This is a genomic window from Sphingomonas sp. (assembly GCF_019749955.1).
Classification (GTDB): Bacteria; Pseudomonadota; Alphaproteobacteria; order Sphingomonadales; family Sphingomonadaceae; genus Sphingomonas.
In genome coordinates this window covers 76063-96977 of record NZ_JAIEPC010000033.1, presented here as the reverse complement: position 1 = coordinate 96977, position 20915 = coordinate 76063, and the positions used below count along the sequence as shown (strand labels likewise).

The 20915-nt window shown below is 65.1% G+C and carries 15 protein-coding genes; 8 read left to right on the top strand and 7 right to left on the bottom strand.

The annotated features are described in order from the left end of the window. Window positions 1–71: 71 nt before the first annotated feature. The 3 genes from K2W81_RS09435 to K2W81_RS09425 form a co-directional block, all read right to left on the bottom strand. The gene (locus K2W81_RS09435; RefSeq protein ID WP_294103653.1) at window positions 72–515 is read right to left on the bottom strand and encodes a MarR family transcriptional regulator; all 444 of its coding nucleotides are present in this window, start codon (window positions 513–515) and stop codon (window positions 72–74) included. Window positions 516–522: 7 nt separating this feature from the next. Next, window positions 523–1653 (bottom strand): hypothetical protein, encoded by a 1131-nt coding sequence (locus K2W81_RS09430; protein WP_294103652.1) that lies wholly within the window; start codon window positions 1651–1653, stop codon window positions 523–525. Between the two features lie 120 nt (window positions 1654–1773). Continuing rightward, window positions 1774–2355 carry a TlpA disulfide reductase family protein gene (locus K2W81_RS09425; protein WP_294103651.1) on the bottom strand — a complete coding sequence of 194 codons (582 nt, stop codon included), beginning with the start codon at window positions 2353–2355 and terminating at the stop codon, window positions 1774–1776. Between the two features lie 293 nt (window positions 2356–2648). Here K2W81_RS09425 and gyrB point away from each other — a divergent pair, with 293 nt between their 5' ends. Then, a complete protein-coding gene (gene gyrB, locus K2W81_RS09420; RefSeq protein ID WP_294103650.1) occupies window positions 2649–5141 on the top strand; it encodes a DNA topoisomerase (ATP-hydrolyzing) subunit B in 2493 nt (830 codons plus the stop codon). A gap of 30 nt (window positions 5142–5171) precedes the next feature. Here gyrB and K2W81_RS09415 read toward each other — a convergent pair whose 3' ends face one another. Beyond that, window positions 5172–5930, bottom strand: a complete 759-nt coding sequence (locus K2W81_RS09415; RefSeq protein ID WP_294103649.1) for a 3'-5' exonuclease — start codon at window positions 5928–5930, stop codon at window positions 5172–5174. 140 nt (window positions 5931–6070) lie between these two features. Between K2W81_RS09415 and K2W81_RS09410 the strand changes: the two genes are divergently transcribed. Beyond that, window positions 6071–6256, top strand: a complete 186-nt coding sequence (locus K2W81_RS09410) for a hypothetical protein (RefSeq protein WP_294103648.1) — start codon at window positions 6071–6073, stop codon at window positions 6254–6256. A 15-nt stretch (window positions 6257–6271) separates the two neighbouring features. On the opposite strand, the gene pgmG is transcribed toward K2W81_RS09410, so the two are convergent. Genes pgmG through K2W81_RS09395 form a run of 3 tightly spaced genes read right to left on the bottom strand, consistent with a single transcriptional unit; the run spans window position 6272 to window position 8759 of the window. Then, window positions 6272–7654 carry a phosphoglucomutase/phosphomannomutase PgmG gene (pgmG, locus tag K2W81_RS09405; protein ID WP_294103647.1) on the bottom strand — a complete coding sequence of 461 codons (1383 nt, stop codon included), beginning with the start codon at window positions 7652–7654 and terminating at the stop codon, window positions 6272–6274. Between the two features lie 38 nt (window positions 7655–7692). Further along, window positions 7693–7977, bottom strand: coding sequence for a DnaJ domain-containing protein (locus tag K2W81_RS09400; RefSeq protein WP_294103646.1), 285 nt, complete (start codon window positions 7975–7977; stop codon window positions 7693–7695). Further along, a complete protein-coding gene (locus K2W81_RS09395; RefSeq protein ID WP_294103645.1) occupies window positions 7977–8759 on the bottom strand; it encodes a division plane positioning ATPase MipZ in 783 nt (260 codons plus the stop codon). Before K2W81_RS09395 ends, K2W81_RS09400 begins: the two co-directional genes overlap by 1 nt. A 77-nt stretch (window positions 8760–8836) precedes the next feature. Between K2W81_RS09395 and panC the strand changes: the two genes are divergently transcribed. The 6 genes from panC (at window position 8837) to K2W81_RS09365 (ending at window position 20909) form a co-directional block, all read left to right on the top strand. Next, on the top strand, window positions 8837–9691 hold the full coding sequence (gene panC / locus K2W81_RS09390) for a pantoate--beta-alanine ligase (RefSeq protein ID WP_294103644.1): 855 nt from the start codon (window positions 8837–8839) through the stop codon (window positions 9689–9691). Window positions 9692–9762: 71 nt separating this feature from the next. Then, the gene (locus K2W81_RS09385; protein ID WP_294103643.1) at window positions 9763–10059 is read left to right on the top strand and encodes a hypothetical protein; all 297 of its coding nucleotides are present in this window, start codon (window positions 9763–9765) and stop codon (window positions 10057–10059) included. 37 nt (window positions 10060–10096) lie between these two features. Beyond that, a complete protein-coding gene (locus tag K2W81_RS09380; RefSeq protein WP_294103641.1) occupies window positions 10097–10975 on the top strand; it encodes an aminoglycoside phosphotransferase family protein in 879 nt (292 codons plus the stop codon). A gap of 66 nt (window positions 10976–11041) precedes the next feature. Next, window positions 11042–11449, top strand: coding sequence for an MAPEG family protein (locus tag K2W81_RS09375; RefSeq protein ID WP_294103640.1), 408 nt, complete (start codon window positions 11042–11044; stop codon window positions 11447–11449). 171 nt (window positions 11450–11620) lie between these two features. Continuing rightward, entirely contained in the window at window positions 11621–17092 is a 5472-nt protein-coding gene (locus K2W81_RS09370) for an AMP-binding protein (protein ID WP_294103639.1), read from the top strand. A 133-nt stretch (window positions 17093–17225) separates the two neighbouring features. Next, entirely contained in the window at window positions 17226–20909 is a 3684-nt protein-coding gene (locus K2W81_RS09365) for an SDR family oxidoreductase (protein ID WP_294103637.1), read from the top strand. Window positions 20910–20915 lie beyond the last annotated feature (6 nt).

Genomic DNA, 20915 nt, shown 5'->3' with positions numbered 1-20915 from the left:
GTGGCTGCTACGGCGCTACATGATTTATGTAGTGAGCGCTACGTAAATCTACTGTCGCGAGGCGCGCCCTGCTAATCGCGCGCCGCGTCGAGCGCGATGCGCAGGCGCCGGAGGATGGGCAGGATGGTCTCAACCTCGCCCGGATCGAGAATGCCGTCGAGCAGGGGCAGCACGGTCGCTACGGCGGCAATCGCCGCTTCGCGCGCCGCCCGCCCCTGCGGCGTCAGCGACACCAGCTTGGCGCGCCCGTCCGCCGGATCATCCCGGATCGCCACCAGCCCGTCGCGCGCGAGCCGCGACAAAGTGCTCGTCATCGTTGGGCGGGTGACCTGGAAGGCATTGGCGAGTTGGGCGGGCGATTGCTCGTGATGACCCAGCCGGACGAAATGGTTGAGCACGGCAAATTGCGCGCGCGTCATGCCGTTCGGCAGCGACCGTTCGAGGATCGTCCCCGCGAGCTGATCGATAATGCCGATCTCGTTGAACAATTCGAAGGCGATCGGGGTCTGGCTCATGCCAGTATCATATCAGGTGCTTTGCCAGCGGCCAGCGGGGCGCTGGGCCGGTGGGCGCGGCCATGCCGATCCGCGCGAGCATCTGCAGCCGCTGACTGCCGGTCAAACCGAACATCGCGTGCACCCGCGCGTAATCCTCAGCCATCTCGGGATATTCCTGCAATGCCTGGCTCAGTGGATGCATCCACAGCCCGAGCGTCGTCGCGCGTAATTGCGCGCGGACATAGCGGCGCCCAGCATCAAGCTGCTCGGCGCGGCTATTGCCCGGGGTTGCGATCCAGACCACGGCAGGCACCGATCCGCAGCTATCCTGCACTTGCTTCAGCCCCATTTTGAACGACGAACTCGACGGATCGGCAAGTTGCACCTGATCGAGCATCCCGAGCGCGTGCAACCCCTCGACCAGCGGCCCGCCGATCGGCAAGCCATCGGGTGTCGCGTCCATTTCGTCGGCGCCGATCCGCATCACATTGACGCTTTCCATGAAGGTGCGGTGGGTGACGGTCTCGGTCGTCATCGCGCGCACCGCGAGCGTGCGGACCTGCGCGATCAGCTTGGGATCAGCGCTCGTCATTGCATCCTGCTGCCCGACCATGGCGAGCTGGCCCGGCGTCGGCGGGGTCGGATCATAGAGGTTGCGATTGGTGTGGCGCTGCGTGACGGCGGCAAACAAGGGACTGCGCGCGACCGACGCGTCCTTGCGAAAGACGAGCCGCGCCACGGGTCGGGCATCAAGCCGAGGCTGCGGCGCGCCATCGGGAAAGGGCAGCACGTCGACGCCATAGCCCCGTTCCGCTGCTGCGATCCGGGCCAATTCGATGAAGGTGCCGAACCCCATGATGATCTGCCGATCGAAGGGATCGGTCTCAGGCAGCCGCTTGGCGAGATCGCAGGTCAGCTCGACTTGATCGGCGCCGACCAACCGGATCAACCAAGGCTGGCGATTATGCGGGTTTGGCGCCAGGATCGCGTAGCGCAGCGCGTCGAGCCGGATGTCAGCGGGCGGTTTGGGATCAATCGCCCAAGGCGCAAGGGCCGTGGTCGGCTGGCGCATCACCCGCCACACCGCGCCACCGCCCACCAGCGCAACCGATGCTGTGCCCGCACCCAGGATCATCGATCGCCGAGAAATCCGCATCACTGCCTCCGTATGTTCGATATCTAACTATCTAGTAAGATATCGAACCACTATCAAGCATCAGATGCGAAATTGGTTGATTAATCGAACGGATGGCCGCGAGAGTCGGGGCCGCCGGGGCTAGCGGGGCAGCCCGTCGCGCAGCGCCATCACGAAGGCATCGCCAGCCGGGGAAGCCCAGGCCGAGTGCACCTTGCCGTCCAGCAATGCCGCCTTTTCAGCCTGTGTTAGCACCCGGGGCACCCGCTCCGCGCCTGCCAGCGAAGGCCGATCAATGCCTTGCACGCCAGCCTGCATCGGCGCGCCATGCGCGCGCCCGCGAATGCGACCCTCGCGATCGACGAGCAAGGTGCAGGGCAGCGTGCCAAACTTCGCTTGCGGCACTGCCGGATCGAGCGCGAGGCGCCGCATGATTTGGTTGCCGCCCCCCTCCTCCACCAGCACTGGCAGATCCCCGGCACCCGCTTTTTGCAGGCGCGCCACGGCGTCGGCGTGATCGAGCTTCGCAATGCTCCCGGTCAGGACGGCGACAATATCGAAATCCGCGTTGGCAAACCGCTTTCGAAGCTCGGCAAAATCCCGCGCCTCGACCAGACATGGCGCGCACCACTCTGCCCACAGCGTTACAATCCGAATTTTGCCGGTCAACGACGCGAGGCTGACCTTGCGTGCGCCGTCGGAAACCTTGATCGACGGCAGCACAAGATCGACCGCCGCAAAACTGCGCGCGAGCGGGTTTTTCGCCAGCGGCGTTCCAGCATAGAGGCGGGGCTCCGGCGAACTGCTTGCCGCGCGAAGTGCAGTGGCAGGGAGCGCCGCTGCTGCCAGCACCCCGGTCATGAAATGTCGTCGATCAATCGCCATCTTGCCCTCGGTTCACGATTTCTGCGCGGGCGATGGTACCGGCAAAAAGCAATACCGGCGATGAACGGCGGCGCGCATCCTGACTGTCCATTTTGCTTTCGTTCCGCCGAGTGAATCCCTATATGCTCGCTATGGCAGAAGACCCCAATACCAACGACTATGGCGCCGATTCGATCAAGGTGCTCAAGGGCCTCGACGCGGTCCGCAAACGCCCCGGCATGTATATCGGCGATACCGATGATGGATCGGGCCTCCACCATATGGTGTTCGAGGTGTCGGATAACGCCATTGACGAGGCGCTCGCCGGTCATTGCGACCGGATCGACATCACGCTCAATGCCGATGGCTCGGTCTCGGTCGAGGATAATGGTCGCGGCATTCCGACCGGCATCCACACCGAGGAAGGCGTCTCCGCCGCCGAAGTGATCATGACCCAGCTCCATGCGGGCGGGAAGTTCGAAAATACGTCGGACGACAATGCCTATAAGGTCTCGGGCGGGCTGCACGGCGTCGGTGTGTCGGTGGTCAATGCGCTGAGCGAATGGCTCGACCTGACGATCTGGCGCGACGGGCTGGAGCATTACATGCGCTTCGCGTTCGGCGATGCCGTGGCGCCGCTCAAGGTCGTTGGCGAAGCACCGGGGCGCAAGGGGACCAAGGTCACCTTCTTCCCCTCGCCTGCCACGTTCAAGATCACCGAATTTGATTTCGACAAGCTCGAGCATCGCTACCGCGAACTGGCATTCCTCAATTCGGGCGTGCGGCTGTTCCTGTCGGACGCGCGGCACGAGGACGTGAAGACGGTCGAGCTTTATTATGAAGGCGGGATTGCCGCCTTCGTGAAGTATCTCGATCGCAACAAGATACCGCTGATGCCCGAGCCGGTCGCGATTAACGGGACGCGTGACGATGTGACAATCGACGTCGCGCTCGAATGGAATGATTCCTATTACGAAAACGTCCTGTGCTTCACCAACAACATCCCGCAGCGTGACGGCGGCACGCACCTCGCCGCGTTCCGCGCGGCGCTGACACGCACGCTCAACAATTACGCCGACAAATCGGGAATGCTGAAGAAGGAAAAGGTGACGCTCACTGGTGACGACATGCGCGAAGGGCTGACCGCGATCGTCTCCGTGAAGCTGCCCGATCCGAAATTCTCTTCACAGACCAAGGACAAGCTCGTCTCCTCCGAAGTCCGCCAGCCGCTCGAAAGCCTGATGGCGGACAAGCTCGCCGAATGGCTTGAGGAAAATCCGGCGCATGGCCGCTCGATCATTGCCAAGGTGATCGATGCCGCTGCCGCGCGCGAAGCCGCCAAAAAGGCGCGCGAGCTGACCCGGCGCAAGGGCGTGATGGATGTCGGCGGCCTGCCCGGCAAGCTCCACGACTGTCGCGAGCGCGACGCGTCCAAGGCCGAATTATTCCTCGTCGAAGGTGATTCGGCTGGCGGCTCGGCCAAATCGGGGCGCGACAGCGAATATCAGGCGATCCTGCCCCTTCGCGGCAAAATCCTGAACGTCGAGCGCGCACGTTTCGACCGGATGCTGTCGTCAAAGGAAATCATCGGGCTGATCCAGGCGATGGGCACCGGCATTGGCCGCGACGATTTCAACATCGAGAAATTGCGCTACCACAAGATCGTCATCATGACCGACGCCGATGTCGACGGCGCGCATATCCGCACCCTGTTGCTGACCTTCTTCTACCGGCAGATGCCCGAGATCATCACACAGGGGTATCTCTACATCGCCCAGCCGCCGCTCTACAAAGCAGCGAAGGGGCGGTCCGAAGTCTATCTGAAGGACGACGCCGCGCTCGACGAGTTTCTGGTCAACAATGGCGTTGCCTTGTCGGTGCTCGAAGGGGCCGGCGGCGCGCGATCAGGGGCCGATCTGCGCGCGCTGGTCGAACATGCTCGGCGGATGCGCACGCTGATGCGCTATGTCCCGCGCCGCTATGACGCGACGATTGTCGAGGCGCTGGCAATGGGCGGGGTGCTCGACCCCGCGCTGAGCCGCGACGCGCGCACGGCGTTGCTGGCAACGGCAGTGACCGGGCTCGACGCGGCGGATGCCGATGCGCGCTGGTCGGCGAGCCTGACCGAGGAAGGCAGCATCCATTTCAAGCGGGTGTGGCGCGGCGTGACCGATCATCACATCATCGAAGCCGCGTTCCTGATGTCGCAGGAAGCCCGCAAGCTGCATGCGCTGGCGGTTGAACAAGGCGATGCCTTCGCGCAAACGGCGAAGCTGGTTTCGACCAAAGCGGCGGCAGCGGTGCAGGCCGAAGCCGATGCTGCAATCGAAGAGGAGGACGACGCCCCCGTCGCTGTTGGCAAGGGCGAAACGATGGTCGCGCGCCCCAGCCAGTTGCTCGACGCTATCCTCGCCGCCGGGCGCAAGGGCTTGTCGATCCAGCGCTACAAGGGGCTGGGCGAGATGAATGCTGACCAGCTGTGGGAAACGACGCTCGATCCGCAGAACCGGTCGATGCTGCGCGTCGAAGTCGACCAGGCGGACGTCGCCGACGAGATTTTCACCCGGCTGATGGGCGATGTCGTCGAGCCGCGCCGCGAGTTTATTCAGGACAATGCGCTCAGCGTCGCCAATCTCGACGTTTAGTCGGCGACGGACTTCGAAGCGCCGAGCGGGTTAGAGCAAGCTGTCCTGCGCCGTCTGGCGACCAATCGAGCCGCCGCCGCGCCGCCGTGCTTGCTCGGTCTCGGCGGTGAAGCGGACATCGGGATCGCGATCGGCGGCGAAAACCGCCAGCGCTTCTTCTTCGAGCTCGCGCCATTCCTTGCCGCGATCAGGGCCGTTGCGCACGCGCGGGAGCAAGCCGGGCAGTTTTGACCACTCGATCAACTGCGCGACGCCGACCGCGTTCAACATATCGCGCAGATGATGCGCGGTGACGTAGGAATCAGGAAAAGCGCGGTGCATCGGCAGGCCGCGCTCATGCTCCAGCCCGTCGGGCCGCCGCCAATAACGCAGCACCTGGTTGGAGAAGGATGGCGAATCGGGCCACAGCCGCAGCGCGCATTTCCAGGTGCAAATCCAGTCGGCGCCGTGGGTGAGCGACGCCGTGCAGAATTTCTGCTCAAAATCGGCGCGGTGTGCGGCCAGCGCGACGCGGCGCGGCCACGGATCGAGCACCGGCCGCGCGACATCATGCCAGAACGGCGCGTCGGCGACTTGTTCGTCGAGAATATGGTGGATCGCCTGGGTGATCGGCGGGATCGGGCGCCCCGGATTGACGTACAGCGCGCCGCCGTCGCCATAAAGCGCCCAGCGCCCATCAGCGCCCAGCGCCACATCCTGCCAGCCGATTTCGCACACGCCATGCGCGGGTGGTGCCTGCCCCGTGGTTTCGAGATCGATGACGCGGATGATCTGGGGGGCGCTGGCCATGATCCTAGGTGACGTGTTCAAGCCGTGAATGCCACCCCCTTTCCAGTTGTGGCTGTTGCGGTTTATCATGACGATGTTGGAACAAAGAATGCCAACAGTTCGGGAGAGGGCGTAATGCGAGAAGCAGGGACGGGTCGGCCATGATCGGCTGGATCACGGGGCGTGCACGGTGCCTGACGGGCGAACACCAGCGCTCTGAGCGCCGCGTTTTCCGACCCGAAGGATCGGATCGCTATGAAAGCGTCTGCAGCTTTTGCGGTGTCCCGATGGTGCGGCTGGCCAAGCGCAACTGGGTGGTCAAGACCAAGGACCGCGACCCGAGCTAAATGCGCCGGTGGCGCTCAATGCGCCGCCTGCGGCCCCCGCGCGAGCCCACTGGCCGCCAGTTGCGCGTCGATCATCGCGAGCAGGCGATCGAGCGCTTCCTGCGAATGCGCCTCGGCACGCGCGACCAGCACGTCCTGCGTGTTCGACGCGCGCAGCAACCACCAGCCATCGGGCGTCGTCACGCGCGCGCCATCGGTGCGGTCGACCTTGGCGCCTTCGGCCTCGAGCCGCGCGAGCACTTCGTCGACCACGGCGAATTTGCGGCTCTCGTCGACCTGAAAGCGCATTTCGGGCGTGTTGACGAGCGCAGGCATCGCCCCCCGGATCTCGGTCATCGACTTGCCGATCATATGCACCGCGCGGATCAAGCGAACCGCCGCATATTGCGCGTCGTCAAAGCCATAATAGTCATGCGCGAAAAAGATATGCCCGCTCATTTCGCCCGCCAGCGGCGCGCCGGTTTCGCGCATCTTGGTCTTGATCAGGCTGTGCCCGGTCTTCCACATCAGCGGCACGCCGCCGAGTTCGGTGACGCGATCGAACAGCGCTTGTGACGCCTTCACATCGGCGATGATCGTCGCGCCGGGCAGCTCGCGCAAAATAGGCTCCGCCAAAATGGACAAGATTTGATCGCCCCAAATCACGCGGCCCAGGCCGTCGATCGCGCCGATTCGGTCGCCATCGCCGTCAAAAGCGACTCCGAAATCGAGCTGCTTGTCGGCGACGAGCGCCTTCAGATCGGCGAGATTCTTTTCTTCGGTCGGATCGGGATGATGATTGGGAAAATTGCCGTCGACATCGGTGAACAGCAGGTGATGCTCACCCGGCAGGAGCTTCACCAGCTTCTCGATCACCGGGCCGGACGCACCATTGCCGGCGTCCCAACCGATGCGATAGGCGCCACCGGCATAGCCCGCCATCAACCGGTCGACATAATTGTCGACGACATCGGCGGTTTCAACCGATCCGGCGCCGCTCTCCCAATCGCCGCTCGCCGCCAGCCGCGCCAGATCCTGAATGTCATCGCCGAAAAACGGGCGATGCTGGAGCACCATCTTGAAGCCATTATACTCGGCGGGATTATGGCTGCCGGTTATCTGGATGCCGCCATCCACTTCTAGCACGCTTTCCGCATAATAGAGCATCGGCGTCGGCCCCATGCCGATCCGCACGACATCGACGCCGCTCGCCGTAAGCCCCGCGACCAGCGCGGCTTCGAGTTCGACCGAGGTATTGCGACCGTCATAGCCGACCGCGACCCGGGTGCCGCCTGCGCGCCGCACGCGTGTGGCAAAGCCGCGACCAATGGCGGTCGCATCCGCCGTCCCCAGCGTTTTGCCGACAATCCCGCGAATGTCATATTCGCGAAGCGAGGTGCGATCGAATTGGTGCGTCATCAGCGAAGAGAGCCTTTTGGCTAGGGGTTTGGGCGTCGTTACGCCCCGGATTTGAGCAACACGTCACGCGCCAGATTGATCCGCCGCATCAGTTCGGTCGATCCGCCGCGGTCGGGATGGACGGCAGCGGCAAGGCGCCGGTGCGCTGCGCGGATCGCGTCGGCGTCGTCCGATGGGCCGACACCCAGAATCGCGCGCGCCTCCGCCTCGTCGGGGCTGCGTTCGAAGCGCGGCCCACGGTCGGCGCGCGGTGGCGAGAGATAAGGGCGCAGCCACCACCAGGCGACCGCCGCCAATGCTGCAAAGAACAGCAGCTTGGCCATCAGGCGAACAGCGGCAAAGCAGGTTCAGGCAAGCCCAGCGCCGCCATCATCTCACGCAGCTCCTGCCGGGCCGCGACATGGCCCAGCCCCATTTCGCCAAATTCGCGCGAATCGATCAGCGTCAGGCCATTGGGGAAAAGCTCGCGGTAGACCACGCGCTCGCCCAAGCCCGGGATCACCCGAAATCCGACGCGCTTGGCGAGCTGGCCGAGCGCATCCGACACGCGGCGCATGTTGCGCGCTTCGATATGCTGGAGCCGGTTGCGCAACACCACCCAGTCGATCGTCGCGCCATCGGCCTTGGCCCGGGCCTTGCGCGCGTCCCAGATCAGCTCGGCATAAAAGCTTGGGCGCGTGACTTTGTACGTGGTCGGGTCGACCTGCCCGATCAGATCGAAGTCGACGAAGCTGTCGTTCATCGGCGTGACCAAAGTATCGGCGCGCTGCGCCGCCATCCGCGCGAAGCGATCGTCACGGCCTGGCGTGTCGATAATCAGGAAATCGGCGCCTTCGCCAAGCTGCTCGAGCTGTTCGGTAAAGCGCGGCAGACTGTCGCCATCATGCGTCAGATAGGTCGGCATCGGCAGCTCGCGCCCCAGCCGCTTGATCGTTGCCGTGCGATTGTCGAGATATCGCCCGAGCGTGCGCTGGCGGTGATCGAGATCATAAGCGGCGACGCGCGCGCCCTTGGTCGCCAGCGCAATCGCGACGTGCACGGCGGTGGTCGATTTCCCGGTCCCGCCCTTTTCGTTCGCGAACACAATGACGTGCGTCTTGGCCAAACCGCTTCCCTTGTTGAATCGCGCGCCGTCCCTCCATAGAAGGCCGCGCTCGGCTCCTTATCGAAGGCTCATCGCGCGTGCAAACCATCCGTCAGATCAACCAGCTCCGGGAAGAAATCGCGGGCCTTCGCGCGCAAAATCTGCGGGTGGCGCTGGTGCCGACCATGGGGGCGCTGCACGCCGGCCACATCGCGCTGATCGAAGCGGCCAAGCATGTGGCGGACAAGATCGTCGCCTCGATCTTCGTTAATCCCAAGCAATTCGGCCCCTCCGAAGACCTCGCGCGCTATCCCCGGCGCGAGTTGCAGGACGCGCGGATGCTGGCCGATGCGGGCTGCGCGATCCTGTGGCTGCCATCGGCCGAAGACATGTATCCGGCGGGCTTTGCCACCAATGTTTCGGTGTCGGGCGTCAGCGACGGGCTCGACGGCGCGGCGCGGCCGGGCCATTTCGATGGCGTCGCGACCGTTGTCGCCAAGCTGTTCAATCAGGTGCGACCCGATGTCGCGCTGTTCGGCGAGAAGGATTTTCAACAGCTCGCGGTCATCCGCCGCCTCGTCGCCGATCTCGATTTCGGCATCGACATCATCGGCGTGCCGACGCAGCGCGAGGATGACGGCCTCGCGCTGTCGTCGCGCAACGTCTATCTCGCTGACGACGACCGCGCGCGCGCCGTGACGCTCCCGCGCGCTTTGGGCGTGGCCGCGCGGGCGATCGGGCGCGGCAATGATCCCGCCGCCGCGCTGGCGACGGCTGAAGCTGCGCTCCTCGGCGGCGGCTTTGATGCCGTCGATTATGTCGCCCTGGTCGATGCCGAAACGCTTGTGCCGACGACCGATCTTGGCCGACCGCTGCGCCTGCTCGCGGCGGCAAGGATCGGCGGGACGCGTCTCATTGACAACATTGCCGTCGAATTAATCGAACAAGGTTAACCGCGTTAACCATTTATTGACGCCCGCCGCGCCACAACCCGCATCACTAGGGTGCAAAAGGGGTGGCGAAGATGGCGCATAGCCTGAAGAGCGCAACGTTCCTGATCGAAAGTCGGATCGCGGACGCAGCGCGCGGAGACTGCAATGCCTGTTATGATCTGGGCATTATTTATTCGACCGGCGCGAGCGGGACAGCAATCGATCTGATCGAAGCGCATAAATGGTTCAATCTGGCTGCCGTCTGGGGCAGCGACGCCGCGCAGGCGTGCCGTAGCGACATCGCCGAAGACATGACCGCGCGCGAAATTGCCGAGGCACAACGTCAGGCGCGCTCGTGGCTGGTCCAGACCGGACGCCGCGCCGCCTGACCTTGTTGCGACGCCGCGCTTGCCATAGGCTGGTGCGATGTCTGACCCGACGCCGACAATCGATGCCGCGCTTGTCGAGGCATTGATTCACGAGCAATTTCCGCAATTTGCGCCGCTGCCTATCGTGGCGATCGATGGCGGCTGGGACCACCGCAGCTTTCGCCTTGGCGCTGACCTGAGCGTGCGGCTCCCCAGCGCTGAGCCCTATGCCGCGCAGGTTGAACGTGAGCATCGCTGGCTCCCCTTCCTCGCGCCGCAACTCGACATCCCTATTCCGAAACCAGTCGCGCTTGGCGCGCCGAGTTCGATTTTCCCCTGGCCTTGGGCGATCCGCACCTGGCTTGCCGGGGTTCCCGCATCGGGAGAGCCATCGGGCGAATCGATCGCGTTCGCGACGGACGTTGGCCAGTTTCTGCGCCGGCTCGAGGCGATCGCGCCGCACGCCGGGATCACCCCGGGCGACGACAATTTTCATCGCGGCGGTCCGCTCACCCATTACGCCGACGAAGCCGCAACCGCGCTGACGCACTTGAGCGACCCGATAGCGCGGCGGCGCGGTGAAGCGGTGCTCGCGCAGGCGCTGGCATCCGGCACTTCGGCCGCGCCGCACTGGCTGCATGGCGATTTGTTGCCGGGCAATTTGCTCGTGGCGCGCGATCGGCTGGTCGGCGTCATCGATTTCGGCCTGATGGCGGTCGGCGACCCGGCGTGCGACCTGATGATTGCCTGGAGCTATTTCAAAGGTGCAGCACGTACGGCGTTTTTCGACGCCGCTGGAGCCGATCGCGCGATGATCGCGCGCGGGCGTGGCTGGGCGCTGTGGAAAGCCGTCATCATCATTGCCGGGATAACGCCGCGCCCGCCCGCTGAAATCGCCTGGGCGCGGGCGATGCTCGACGCGGTGCTCGACGCCTGATTCGGTTTGCAGCCGGGCGCTTTCCGCCCGATAGACTGGTGCCAGCCAATAACCGCTGGAGCGACAATGCACTTGATTATCACCGCGGCCACTGCCGCCGCGCTTGGCCTGTTGCTGATCGCACTGTCGATCGACGCCATCAACCGCCGGATGGTGTTGCGCGTCCCCTTTGGCGACGGCGGTGACCAGGGGCTGATGGCGGCCATCCGCGCGCATGCCAATCTCACCGAATATATGCCGATCGGTCTTGCCCAGATCGGTCTGCTCGAATCGAACGGCGCGCAACCGCTCGCGCTGTCGATCGTCGCGGCACTGTTCGTGCTCGTCCGGCTGGCGCATGCCTATGGCCTGCGCGGATCGCACGACAAGCTGACGCTTGGGCGCTCGGTGGGGATTATCGGTACCTTGCTGGTGCTTGCCACCATGTCGGGCTGGCTGCTTGCCTTGATCGCGCGGCCCTATCTGGGCTTCTAACCGCGACAAAAAATACTGCACTTGCGAAATAGAGCGATTCGTGGTCGCTTGGCTTCCATAAGGCCCCGCCATGCAGTGGCGTGAGACGGGGCCAGCAATGATCGGGCAAGGCCGAAGGGGGTGGCGCGTGCAGGGACTGGGACCGATGATCAGCGATCCGAGCCGCGCCGCGTGAGCAGCACCAATCCGGTCAAGACCCGCGCCGACTGGGAAGCGCAGCGCGCGGCGGCCCTCAATGATCCGGGCGCTTTCCACGGCGATATTGCGGCGTCGACGCTGCATTGGTTCGTCGGCTCGGTGGGTGCCAACGGCGCTTGGCTCACCAAGGGCGATGGTGGCCGTTGGACCGGCTGGGACGCCGTAACCGCCGCACCCGTCACGCCCGACCTGCCCGGTGATTTTGCACCCTGGACCACCGCGTTCGATGCCAGCGAGCCGCCGCACTGGCGCTGGTTCGTCGGCGGGCGCACCAACGCCTGCTTCAGCGAAGTCGACCGCCACGTCCTGAACGGGCACGGCGACGAGAGCGCGGTCATCTTCGAAGGCGACCGCTGGGACATGGCCGCCGACGGCGGGCGCGGCGCGCCGGTCGACTGTTTCACCGTGTCGCGCAGGCGATTGCTGCTGGAAACCGCCAAATGCGCCGTCGCGCTTGAGGCGCTCGGGCTCAAGGCGGGCGACCGCATCGCGCTCAACATGCCGAGCATCGTGCCGCAGATTTACTGGACCGAAGCGGCCAAGCGGCTGGGCATTGTCTATACCGCCGTGTTCGGCGGGTTCAGCGACAAGACGCTGTCGGATCGCATCTGCGACGCGGGGGCGCGCGTCATCGTCACCTCCGACGGCAGCTATCGCAATGCGCAGGTAGCCGCCTTCAAGAATGCCTATACCGATCCCGCGCTCGACAATTATGTGCCCGTGTCGACCGCGCTCGCGATCCTTGCAGAGACCGATCTCGGCTTGCCCGACGAGGATGCCGCGACGATCCGCGATACGGTGAAGGAAACGCTCGCCGGGGAAGTCACGGTCGAACGCTCGGACGTGATGCGCGGGGTCGGCCGCGCACTGATCGCGCTCGGCAAGGACGGGCGGATCAGCACCAGCGATGCCGCACGCGTGCGGATCGCGATTGCGTCGAGCCTCGTCACCCTGCCGCCGCGCGTCGAAGCGGTGATCGTCGTGCGCCATACTGCCCAACCCGATGTGATCTGGCGCGAGGAGCGCGATCGCTGGAGCCACGCGCTGACCGACGCGGCGCTCGAGACGATCCTGGCGAGGGCGCGCGACGCGGGGTTTGCGGTGACGACGCAGGCCGAATTGCTCGCGCTGCCCGATAGTGATTTCGTCCGCGCCGTCTGGGCGTCGTCGCGGCCGGTGCCGGTCGATGCCGATTATCCGATGTTCTTCATCTACACCTCGGGATCGACGGGCAAGCCCAAGGGGATCGTCCACGCGCACGGCTATACCGCCGGTGTCGCGCATACGATGAAGGTGTCGTTCGACGCGCGTCCCGGCGACACGCTTTACGTGGTGGCCGATCCGGGCTGGATCACGGGGCAGAGCTATCTGATCAGCGCGCCGCTCGTTACCCGGGTGACGACGGTCGTCTCCGAAGGATCGCCGGTGTTCCCGCACGCCGGGCGCTTCATGGCGATGATCGAGAAGCACAAGGTCAGCATCTTCAAGGCCGGCGTTACTTTCCTCAAATCGGTGATGTCAGACCCGGCCAATCTCGCCGACGTCGAGCGCTACGACCGATCGTCTTTGCGCGTCGCGACTTTCTGCGCCGAGCCGACCAGCCCTTCCGTGCAGGCATTCGGGATGGCGCATGTCGTACCGCAATATATCAACAGCTATTGGGCGACCGAGCATGGCGGGATCGCCTGGACGCATTTCTTCGGCAATGATGATTTCCCGCTGCGGCCCGATGCGCATGCCTATCCGCTGCCGTGGATTTTGGGCGACGTCTGGGTGGAAGAACCCGACGCAGCCATAGATTTCGTGCCGTTTGCGCGCGACGGCGACGACGGCGTCGCGTGGCGCCCCGCCGAAATGGGCGAAAAGGGCGAGATCGTCATCGCGGCACCCTATCCCTATCTCGCGCGCACGATCTGGGGCGATGTTGGCAACTTCACCGTCGAGAATGGCAGCGTTTCGGCCGACTGGCGCGGCGATGCGGCGCGCTGGACCGACGGTTACTGGCGCCGCTGGCGCGGTGCCTGGGCCTATACTCAGGGCGATTTCGCGATCCGCCACGCGGACGGCTCCTTCTCGCTGCACGGGCGCAGCGACGATGTCATCAACGTCTCGGGCCACCGCATGGGGACCGAGGAAATCGAAGGCGCGGTACTGCGCGACAAGGCGCTCGATCCCGATTCGCCCGTCGGCAATGTCCTCGTTGTCGGTGCGCCGCACCGCGAGAAGGGGCTGACCCCGCTCGCGTTCGTGGTGCCCGTCGCCGGGCGCAAGCTGACGATCGACGACAAGCGCCGCTTGTTCGAGCTGGTGCGCAGCGAAAAGGGCGCGGTCGCGGTGCCTGCCGACTTCATCGAAGTCAGCCAGTTCCCCGAAACGCGGTCAGGCAAGTACATGCGCCGGATGGTCCGCGCTTTGGTCGAAGGCGGCCCAGAAGGCGTTGGGGTCGGCGACGTGACGACGTTGCGCAATCCCGAAGCGCTCACCGAACTCAAGACCGCGATCGACATCTGGCAGCGCAAGCAGAAGCTGTCCGAAGAGCAATCGCTGTTCGAGCGCTATCGCTATTTCCTGATCCAGTACAATGTCGTGGCGCCCGGCAAGCGCGTTGCAACCGTCACCGTCACCAATCCGCCGGTCAACGCGCTCAACGAACGCGCGATCGACGAGCTGGTGATCGTGGTCGAGCATCTGTCGCGCAAGGATGATGTCGTCGCGGTGGTCTTTACCGGCCAGGGCACCGCCTCGTTCGTGGCGGGCGCCGATATCCGCCAGATGCTCGAGGAAATCCACACCCGGGACGAAGCGATGGTGCTGCCCAACAATGCCCAGCTCGCGTTCCGCAAGATCGAGACGATGGGCAAGCCGTGCATCGCCGCCGTCCAAGGCGTGGCACTCGGCGGCGGGATGGAGTTTGCGCTCGCCTGCCATTACCGCATTGCCGAGCCGACCGCGCGTTTTGGCCAGCCCGAAATCCGTCTGCGGCTGCTGCCGGGCTATGGCGGGACGCAGCGGCTGCCGCGGCTGCTGCTCGACAAGCGCGGGTCGGAAGGGGTGCGCGACGCGCTCGACCTGATCCTCGGCGGGCGGAGCATCGACGCAGCGGCAGCGCGGAGCATTGGCGTGGTCGACGAACTGGTCGACGGCGCGTGCGATGCACTGGCGCAGGCGCATGCCGCGGTGCGGACATATGTGAAGCACGGTGCCGCCAGTCCGCTCGGCGCTGCTTTTACCGCACGCCAGGCGCAGACCGAGCGCTGGGAAAGCCGCGCCGCAATCGACCTCGACACGGTGCTGCAGGACGACTTCCTTCAGCGCATCCTGCGCCAACTCGACTGGGCAGGTCGCGGCACGGCGGGCGCGCGCGCGATCGAAGCCGTGCACACGGGCCTTGCTGAAGGCATGGCTGCCGGCCTTGCGCGCGAAGCCGCCCTGTTCGCCGATGCGATCGTTGACCCTGAGGGCGGCAAAACCGGCATCCGCCAGTTCATCGACAAGGTCAGCCCACCGCTCCCCGTGCGCCGCGACGGCGTGTGGATGGACGATGAACACGAAGCGCGTGGCAAGGCGCTGGAAGCATCAGGCGTGCTGCTCCCGGTCGGTGCGCCCTTCTACCCCGGCGTCACCGCAATCCCGGAATTCCAATACGCCTTCGGCATCGCGCGCGATCCCGACACCGGAAGCCCACGCTTCGGCCCGCCCGCGACCCATGAGCGCGAGCTTATCGTCAAGGTGCCCGAACCGGCGCCGAACGAGGCGCTGCTCTACATGCTGACCAGCGAGGTCAACTTCAACGACATCTGGGCGCTGACCGGCATTCCGGTCTCGCCGTTCGACAGCCATGAGGAAGACGTCCAGATCACCGGATCGGGCGGCATTGCGCTGGTCGCGGCACTCGGCAGCGAGACGCGGGCCGAGGGGCGGGTGAAGGTCGGCGATCTCGTCACCGTCTATTCGGGCACCAATGATCTGCTGTCCCCGCAAGTCGGCAACGACCCGATGTACGCCGATTTCTCGATTCAGGGCTATGAGACCGAGACCGGCAGCCATGCGCAGTTCCTGACGGTGCAAGCGCCGCAGATGCACGCGATCCCGCCCGATCTGACGCTCGAACAGGCGGGCAGCTATGTCCTCAATCTCGGCACCGTCGCGCGCTGTTTGTTCACCACGCTGCAGATCGCGCCGGGTCGGACATTGTTCGTCGAAGGGGCCGCGACCGGCACCGGGCTCGATGCGCTGCGCTCATCGGTGCGGACGGGCCTGCAAGTGACGGGGCTGGTGTCGAGCCGCGAGCGCGCCGACTTCATCACCGGCCAGCAAGGGGCAACCGGCGCGATCGACCGCAAGGACCCGCGTTTCGCCGCGCTCTACAGCGTGGTGCCCGAGGATGCCGATGAGGCCCGCGCGTGGGAAGCGGCGGGCGCGCCGCTGGTCGCCGAATATCAGGCGCTCAACGGCGGCAATCTCGCCGATTATGTCGTCAGCCATGCCGGCGAGACGGCGTTCCCGCGCAGTTTCCAGTTGTTGGCGCAAGGCGGGACGCTCGCCTTCTACGGCGCGTCGTCGGGCTATCACTTCAGCTTCATGGGCAAGCCCGGGGCGGCGTCGCCGGAGGACATGCTGCGCAAGGCGGGCTTACGCGGCGGCGAAGCGGTGCTGATTTATTACGGCCCGGGCTCGACCGACTTGCTCGACGAGAAGGGGCTCGAGATCATCGAGGCGGCACGACGCTTCAACGCGCGCAGCGTGGTGGCGACCACCACCGACGGCCAGCGCGAATTCCTGCAATCGCTGGGCCTCGAAGACGCGATCGAAGGCATCGTCAGTCTGGAGGCAATCCGGCGGCGCGAGGGGGCGAATTTCCTCTGGCCCGACACGATGCCGCGCCTGCCTGATTCGAAGCTCGACATCGAAGTCTTCAAGGCGGCAGTGCGCGATTATCAGGACCGGGTGATGAAGCCGTTCGGCTCGGCCGTCGGCAAGATCCTGCGTTCGCCCGACAACCCGCGCGGCAGCCCCGATCTGATATTCGAGCGCGCAGGCCAGGATACGCTGGGCGTTTCGACGTCGCTGGTGAAGCCGTTCACGGGCCGCGTGGTGTTTGCCGAAGACCTGACCGGCCAGCGCTTCACCTTCTACGCGCCGCAGGTCTGGACGCGGCAGCGCAAGATCCTGATGCCGACCGCGTCGATCCTCGGCACGCATTTGTGCAACGCTTACGAAGTCGCGCGGATGAACGACATGATCGCGGCCGGCCTGCTCGAAGTGACCGAGCCGAGCGTGGTGCCATGGGAAGGCCTGCCCGAGGCGCATCAGTCGATGTGGGAAAACCGGCATGCGGGCGCGACTTATGTCGTCAACCATGCGCTGCCCGAACTCGGCTTGCGCAGCCGCGATGCGTTGCTCGAGGCATGGGCAGCGGCGGAAGCGGGGCCGCCTGACCCGTAATGCGACGCGAGCGAGCTGTGCAGCGTTGCAGTTCAGCCCCGACCCGCGATAGACACGACAAGCCCTCCCCAGGCTCGGAAAGACATCAAGTTGCAGCGGGCGTTGAGCGCCTCAAGCTATACTGGAGAGTGACATGGCCAAGGCACCGACCCCATCGACCCCTGCGACCACCGGTCGGCTGGCAGGCAAGATCGCCGTCATAACGGGTGCTGCCGGTAACCTCGGCGGGCATATCGTGCGCCATTATCTGGCCGAGGGCGCGACGGTGGTGATGACCGGGCGCACGCCTGCCCGCACCGATGCGGCGGCAGAAGCGATTCGCGCCGAAACCGGTGTTGCGCCCGAACGGCTGGCGACGGTGGCGCTCGACGGCGGCGATCCGGAGTCGGTGCGCGCGGGCATTGCCGATATCGTCAAGCGCTTCGGGCGCATCGACATTCTGGTCAACAATGCCGGATCGGCGGGGCCGAAAGCACCACTTGAGCAGCTCCCCGTCACGGCGGACGAACTCGCCGCGCTCCAAACAGCAGGCTCGACCGATAGCGAGACCGTGGGCGATGCGATCCGCAACATCTTCGGCGTCGCGTGGAATGTGTCGCGCGCCGCCGCCTCGGCGATGGGTGAGGGCGGGTCGATCATCAACGTGTCGACGATCTTCTCGCGCACGCCTTATTATGCCCGCACCGCCTATGTCGTGCCCAAGGCCGCGATGAATGCCTTTTCGCGCGAATTGTCGCTGGAACTCGGGCCACGCGGTATCCGCGTCAATCTCGTCTTCCCTGGCCCGATTGAAAGCGAGCGCATTCGCAGCGTGTTCGCAACGATGGACAAGATGCGCGGCGACGAAGCGGGCACCACCGCGACGCAATTCTTCGACATGATGTCGCTCGAACGCGCAACCGGCGGCAATGCCAAGGCCAAGACCTTCCCGACGCCTGCCGACATCGCCACCACGTGCGTGTTCCTGGGCAGCGACGAATCGGCCGCGCTCAACGGCCATGATTTCGAAGTGACGCACGGCATGACGGTGCGCAAGGAAGAGCGATCGACCTATTTGTCGCGCCCGACGATGCGGTCGATGGATGGATCGGGGCTCGCGGTGCTGATCGCGGCGGGCGATGGCTGGGAGGAAGCGCTGGAGATGGCGCGCATCCAGATCGCATGCGGCGCCCAAGTGCTGCTCGGGCTGACGCGGCAAGCCGATGTCGCCATCGCGCAGGCGCGCGCCAAGGCCGAGGATGTCGGCGACAAACTCAGCATCATCCGCTTCAACCGTACCGAGCCGGCGGCGATGGAAGCCGCGCTCGAAGCGTACACGCAGGAAAACGCGCCAATCACGGCGGCGGTGTTCATGCCGGTGCTCGGGCCGGGCGAGTTGGTCGGCGATCTGGTCGATGCCAGCGACGAGGATGTTGTGAGCTTCATGGACGTCGAACTCGCAGGCAGCATCGCGCTCGCCCGCACGCTCAGCCGTTACTGGAAGCGGCACGACAATCTGCTGCAGGAGCCGCGCTTCGTCTTCCTCACCAACCCGAGCGACGGCAAGGGCGATGTCTATGCGCAGATGCTGCGCGCGAGCGTAGAACAGCTCATCCGCATCTGGCGCGACGAATCGGAGATCGATGTCGCGCACGGCCGCCGTCGGCAGGCCGAATGGGGCAATCAGATCGTGCGCTTCACCAATGCCGAAGCCGAGAATACGCGCTTCACCGCCGGGCATGCCGCGCGCATTTTGCTCAAGGAAAGCAAGATCCGCGAAGTCACGCTCTATGTGCCCGCCAGCATCGGCGACGCGACCGGATCGCGCAAGGCGATGCCGGGGTTCAGCGAGAACATCACCGGCTTGCACCTCGGCAAGGTTGCACTGATCACCGGCGGCTCGGCCGGGATCGGCGGGCAAGTCGCGCGGTTGCTGGCGCTTGCAGGCGCCAAGGTGATGATGGTCGCACGCCGCGACAGCGAACTCGCAGTGGCCCGCGCGCGGATCGTATCCGAGCTCGAAGACATCGGCTTTGCCGGGGTCGAACGCCGGGTGCAGACACTCGCCAATGTCGATGTCAGCAATTTCGAGTCGCTCAAAGGGGCGGTCGACGCGACGCTCAAAGCCTTTGGCCGGATCGACTATCTGATCAACAATGCCGGTGTCGCGGGCGCCGAGGACATGGTCGTCGACATGAGCGTCGATGCATGGAACTACACGCTCGATGCCAATCTGGTGTCGAATTATTTCCTGATGCACCATGTCGTGCCGCTGATGAAGGCGCAGGGTTCGGGCTATATCCTCAACGTCTCGTCCTATTTCGGCGGTGAGAAATATCTCGCGGTCGCCTATCCCAATCGCGCCGATTATGCCGTGTCAAAATCGGGCCAACGCGCGATGGTCGAGAGCATGGCGCGCTACCTTGGCCCCGAAGTCCAGTTCAACGCGATTGCGCCCGGCCCGGTCGACGGCGACCGGCTGGCGGGCACGGGCGGCAAGCCCGGGCTGTTCGAGCGGCGCGGCAAGCTGATCCTCGAAAACAAGCGGCTGAACGCCATCCACGCGGCGTCGGTCAAGGCCTTGCGGCGCGGGGTGCGTGTCGAGGCTTTGCTCACCCGGCTTGCCCGCAACGACACCGTGCGGATGTCGCACGACACCAACAACCCGCGCGAAATCCGCGATCTGGCGCTTGCCTGCGCGCGCGAAGGCGACGGCGTTTGCACCTGGGACCAGTATCTGTTGACCCCGCCGATTGCAGCCGCGCTCGTCTCGCGGTTGCGCAAGGGCGGCTATTTCCTCGATTCGCCGGGCTGGGCCGATCGGCCCGACACGGAGGAAGCCAACAGCAACTGGCTGCTGCGCTCGCCGCCCGCCGACAAGCCCTTCCTGCCCGCCGACAGGATCGCGATCGAAGCCAAGAAGGTCGGCGGCGGGGTGCTGTCGAAGCTCCACCTCGGCAAGATGCCGACCGAAACCGATGTCGCGCAGGCGACCGTGTTTTTCCTCGCCGACCGCGCCGTCTCGGGCGAAACTTTCATGCCCTCGGGTGGCCTGAGCGTCGAACGTTCGACCACCGAGCGCGAGCTGTTCGGCAGCCCGAAGGCCGAACGGCTCGAGGCGATGCGCGGCAAGACCGTGTGGATCATCGGCGAGCATCTGGTCGATTACATCGCCGAAACGGTGCGCGCCTTCGTCAATGACTGCCATGTTGCGCGCGTGGTGCTGATCACCAAGACGGCGGAAGGCTATGCCGCGCTCAAGACCGAGCTGGCCGATCTGCCCGATGCCGATCTGCCGTCGATCGTTGCCGAAAGCGGCATCGAAGGCGCGATGAATGCCGCGCTGCTGCACTGGGGCCGCCCGACGACGATCCTGTCGACGCCGTTCGAACCGTTGCCGCAGCGGCTGTTCGAGCTCGACGCGCCGCTGACGCCCGACGCTTTCCGGCAGTTGGTCGCCGACAATCTGACCAACCACTTCCGCGTCGCGCGCAAGGCCTCGCTTTATGATGATTGCCAGCTCGTGCTGGCCTCGCCCGATGTCGCAATGGGCGACAAGAGTCCGGCCTTCGCACTCGCCAATTTCATCAAGACGACCTTGCATGCCTTCACCGCGACGCTCGCGGTCGAGAATGAGCGACTGGTGCACGACGTGCCGGTCAATCAGGTCAACCTCACCCGCCGCGTCCAGTCGGAGGAGCCGCGCGATCTCGACGAGCATCTCGAAGAAGTGAAGCGCTTTGCCCGTGCGGTGCTGTTGCTCGGGGCGCCGCTGCCCGATGCCGAGGATTCGCGCTACCGTGCGCGCATCTATCGCGGCATGGCGATGACGGTCTGACGGAAG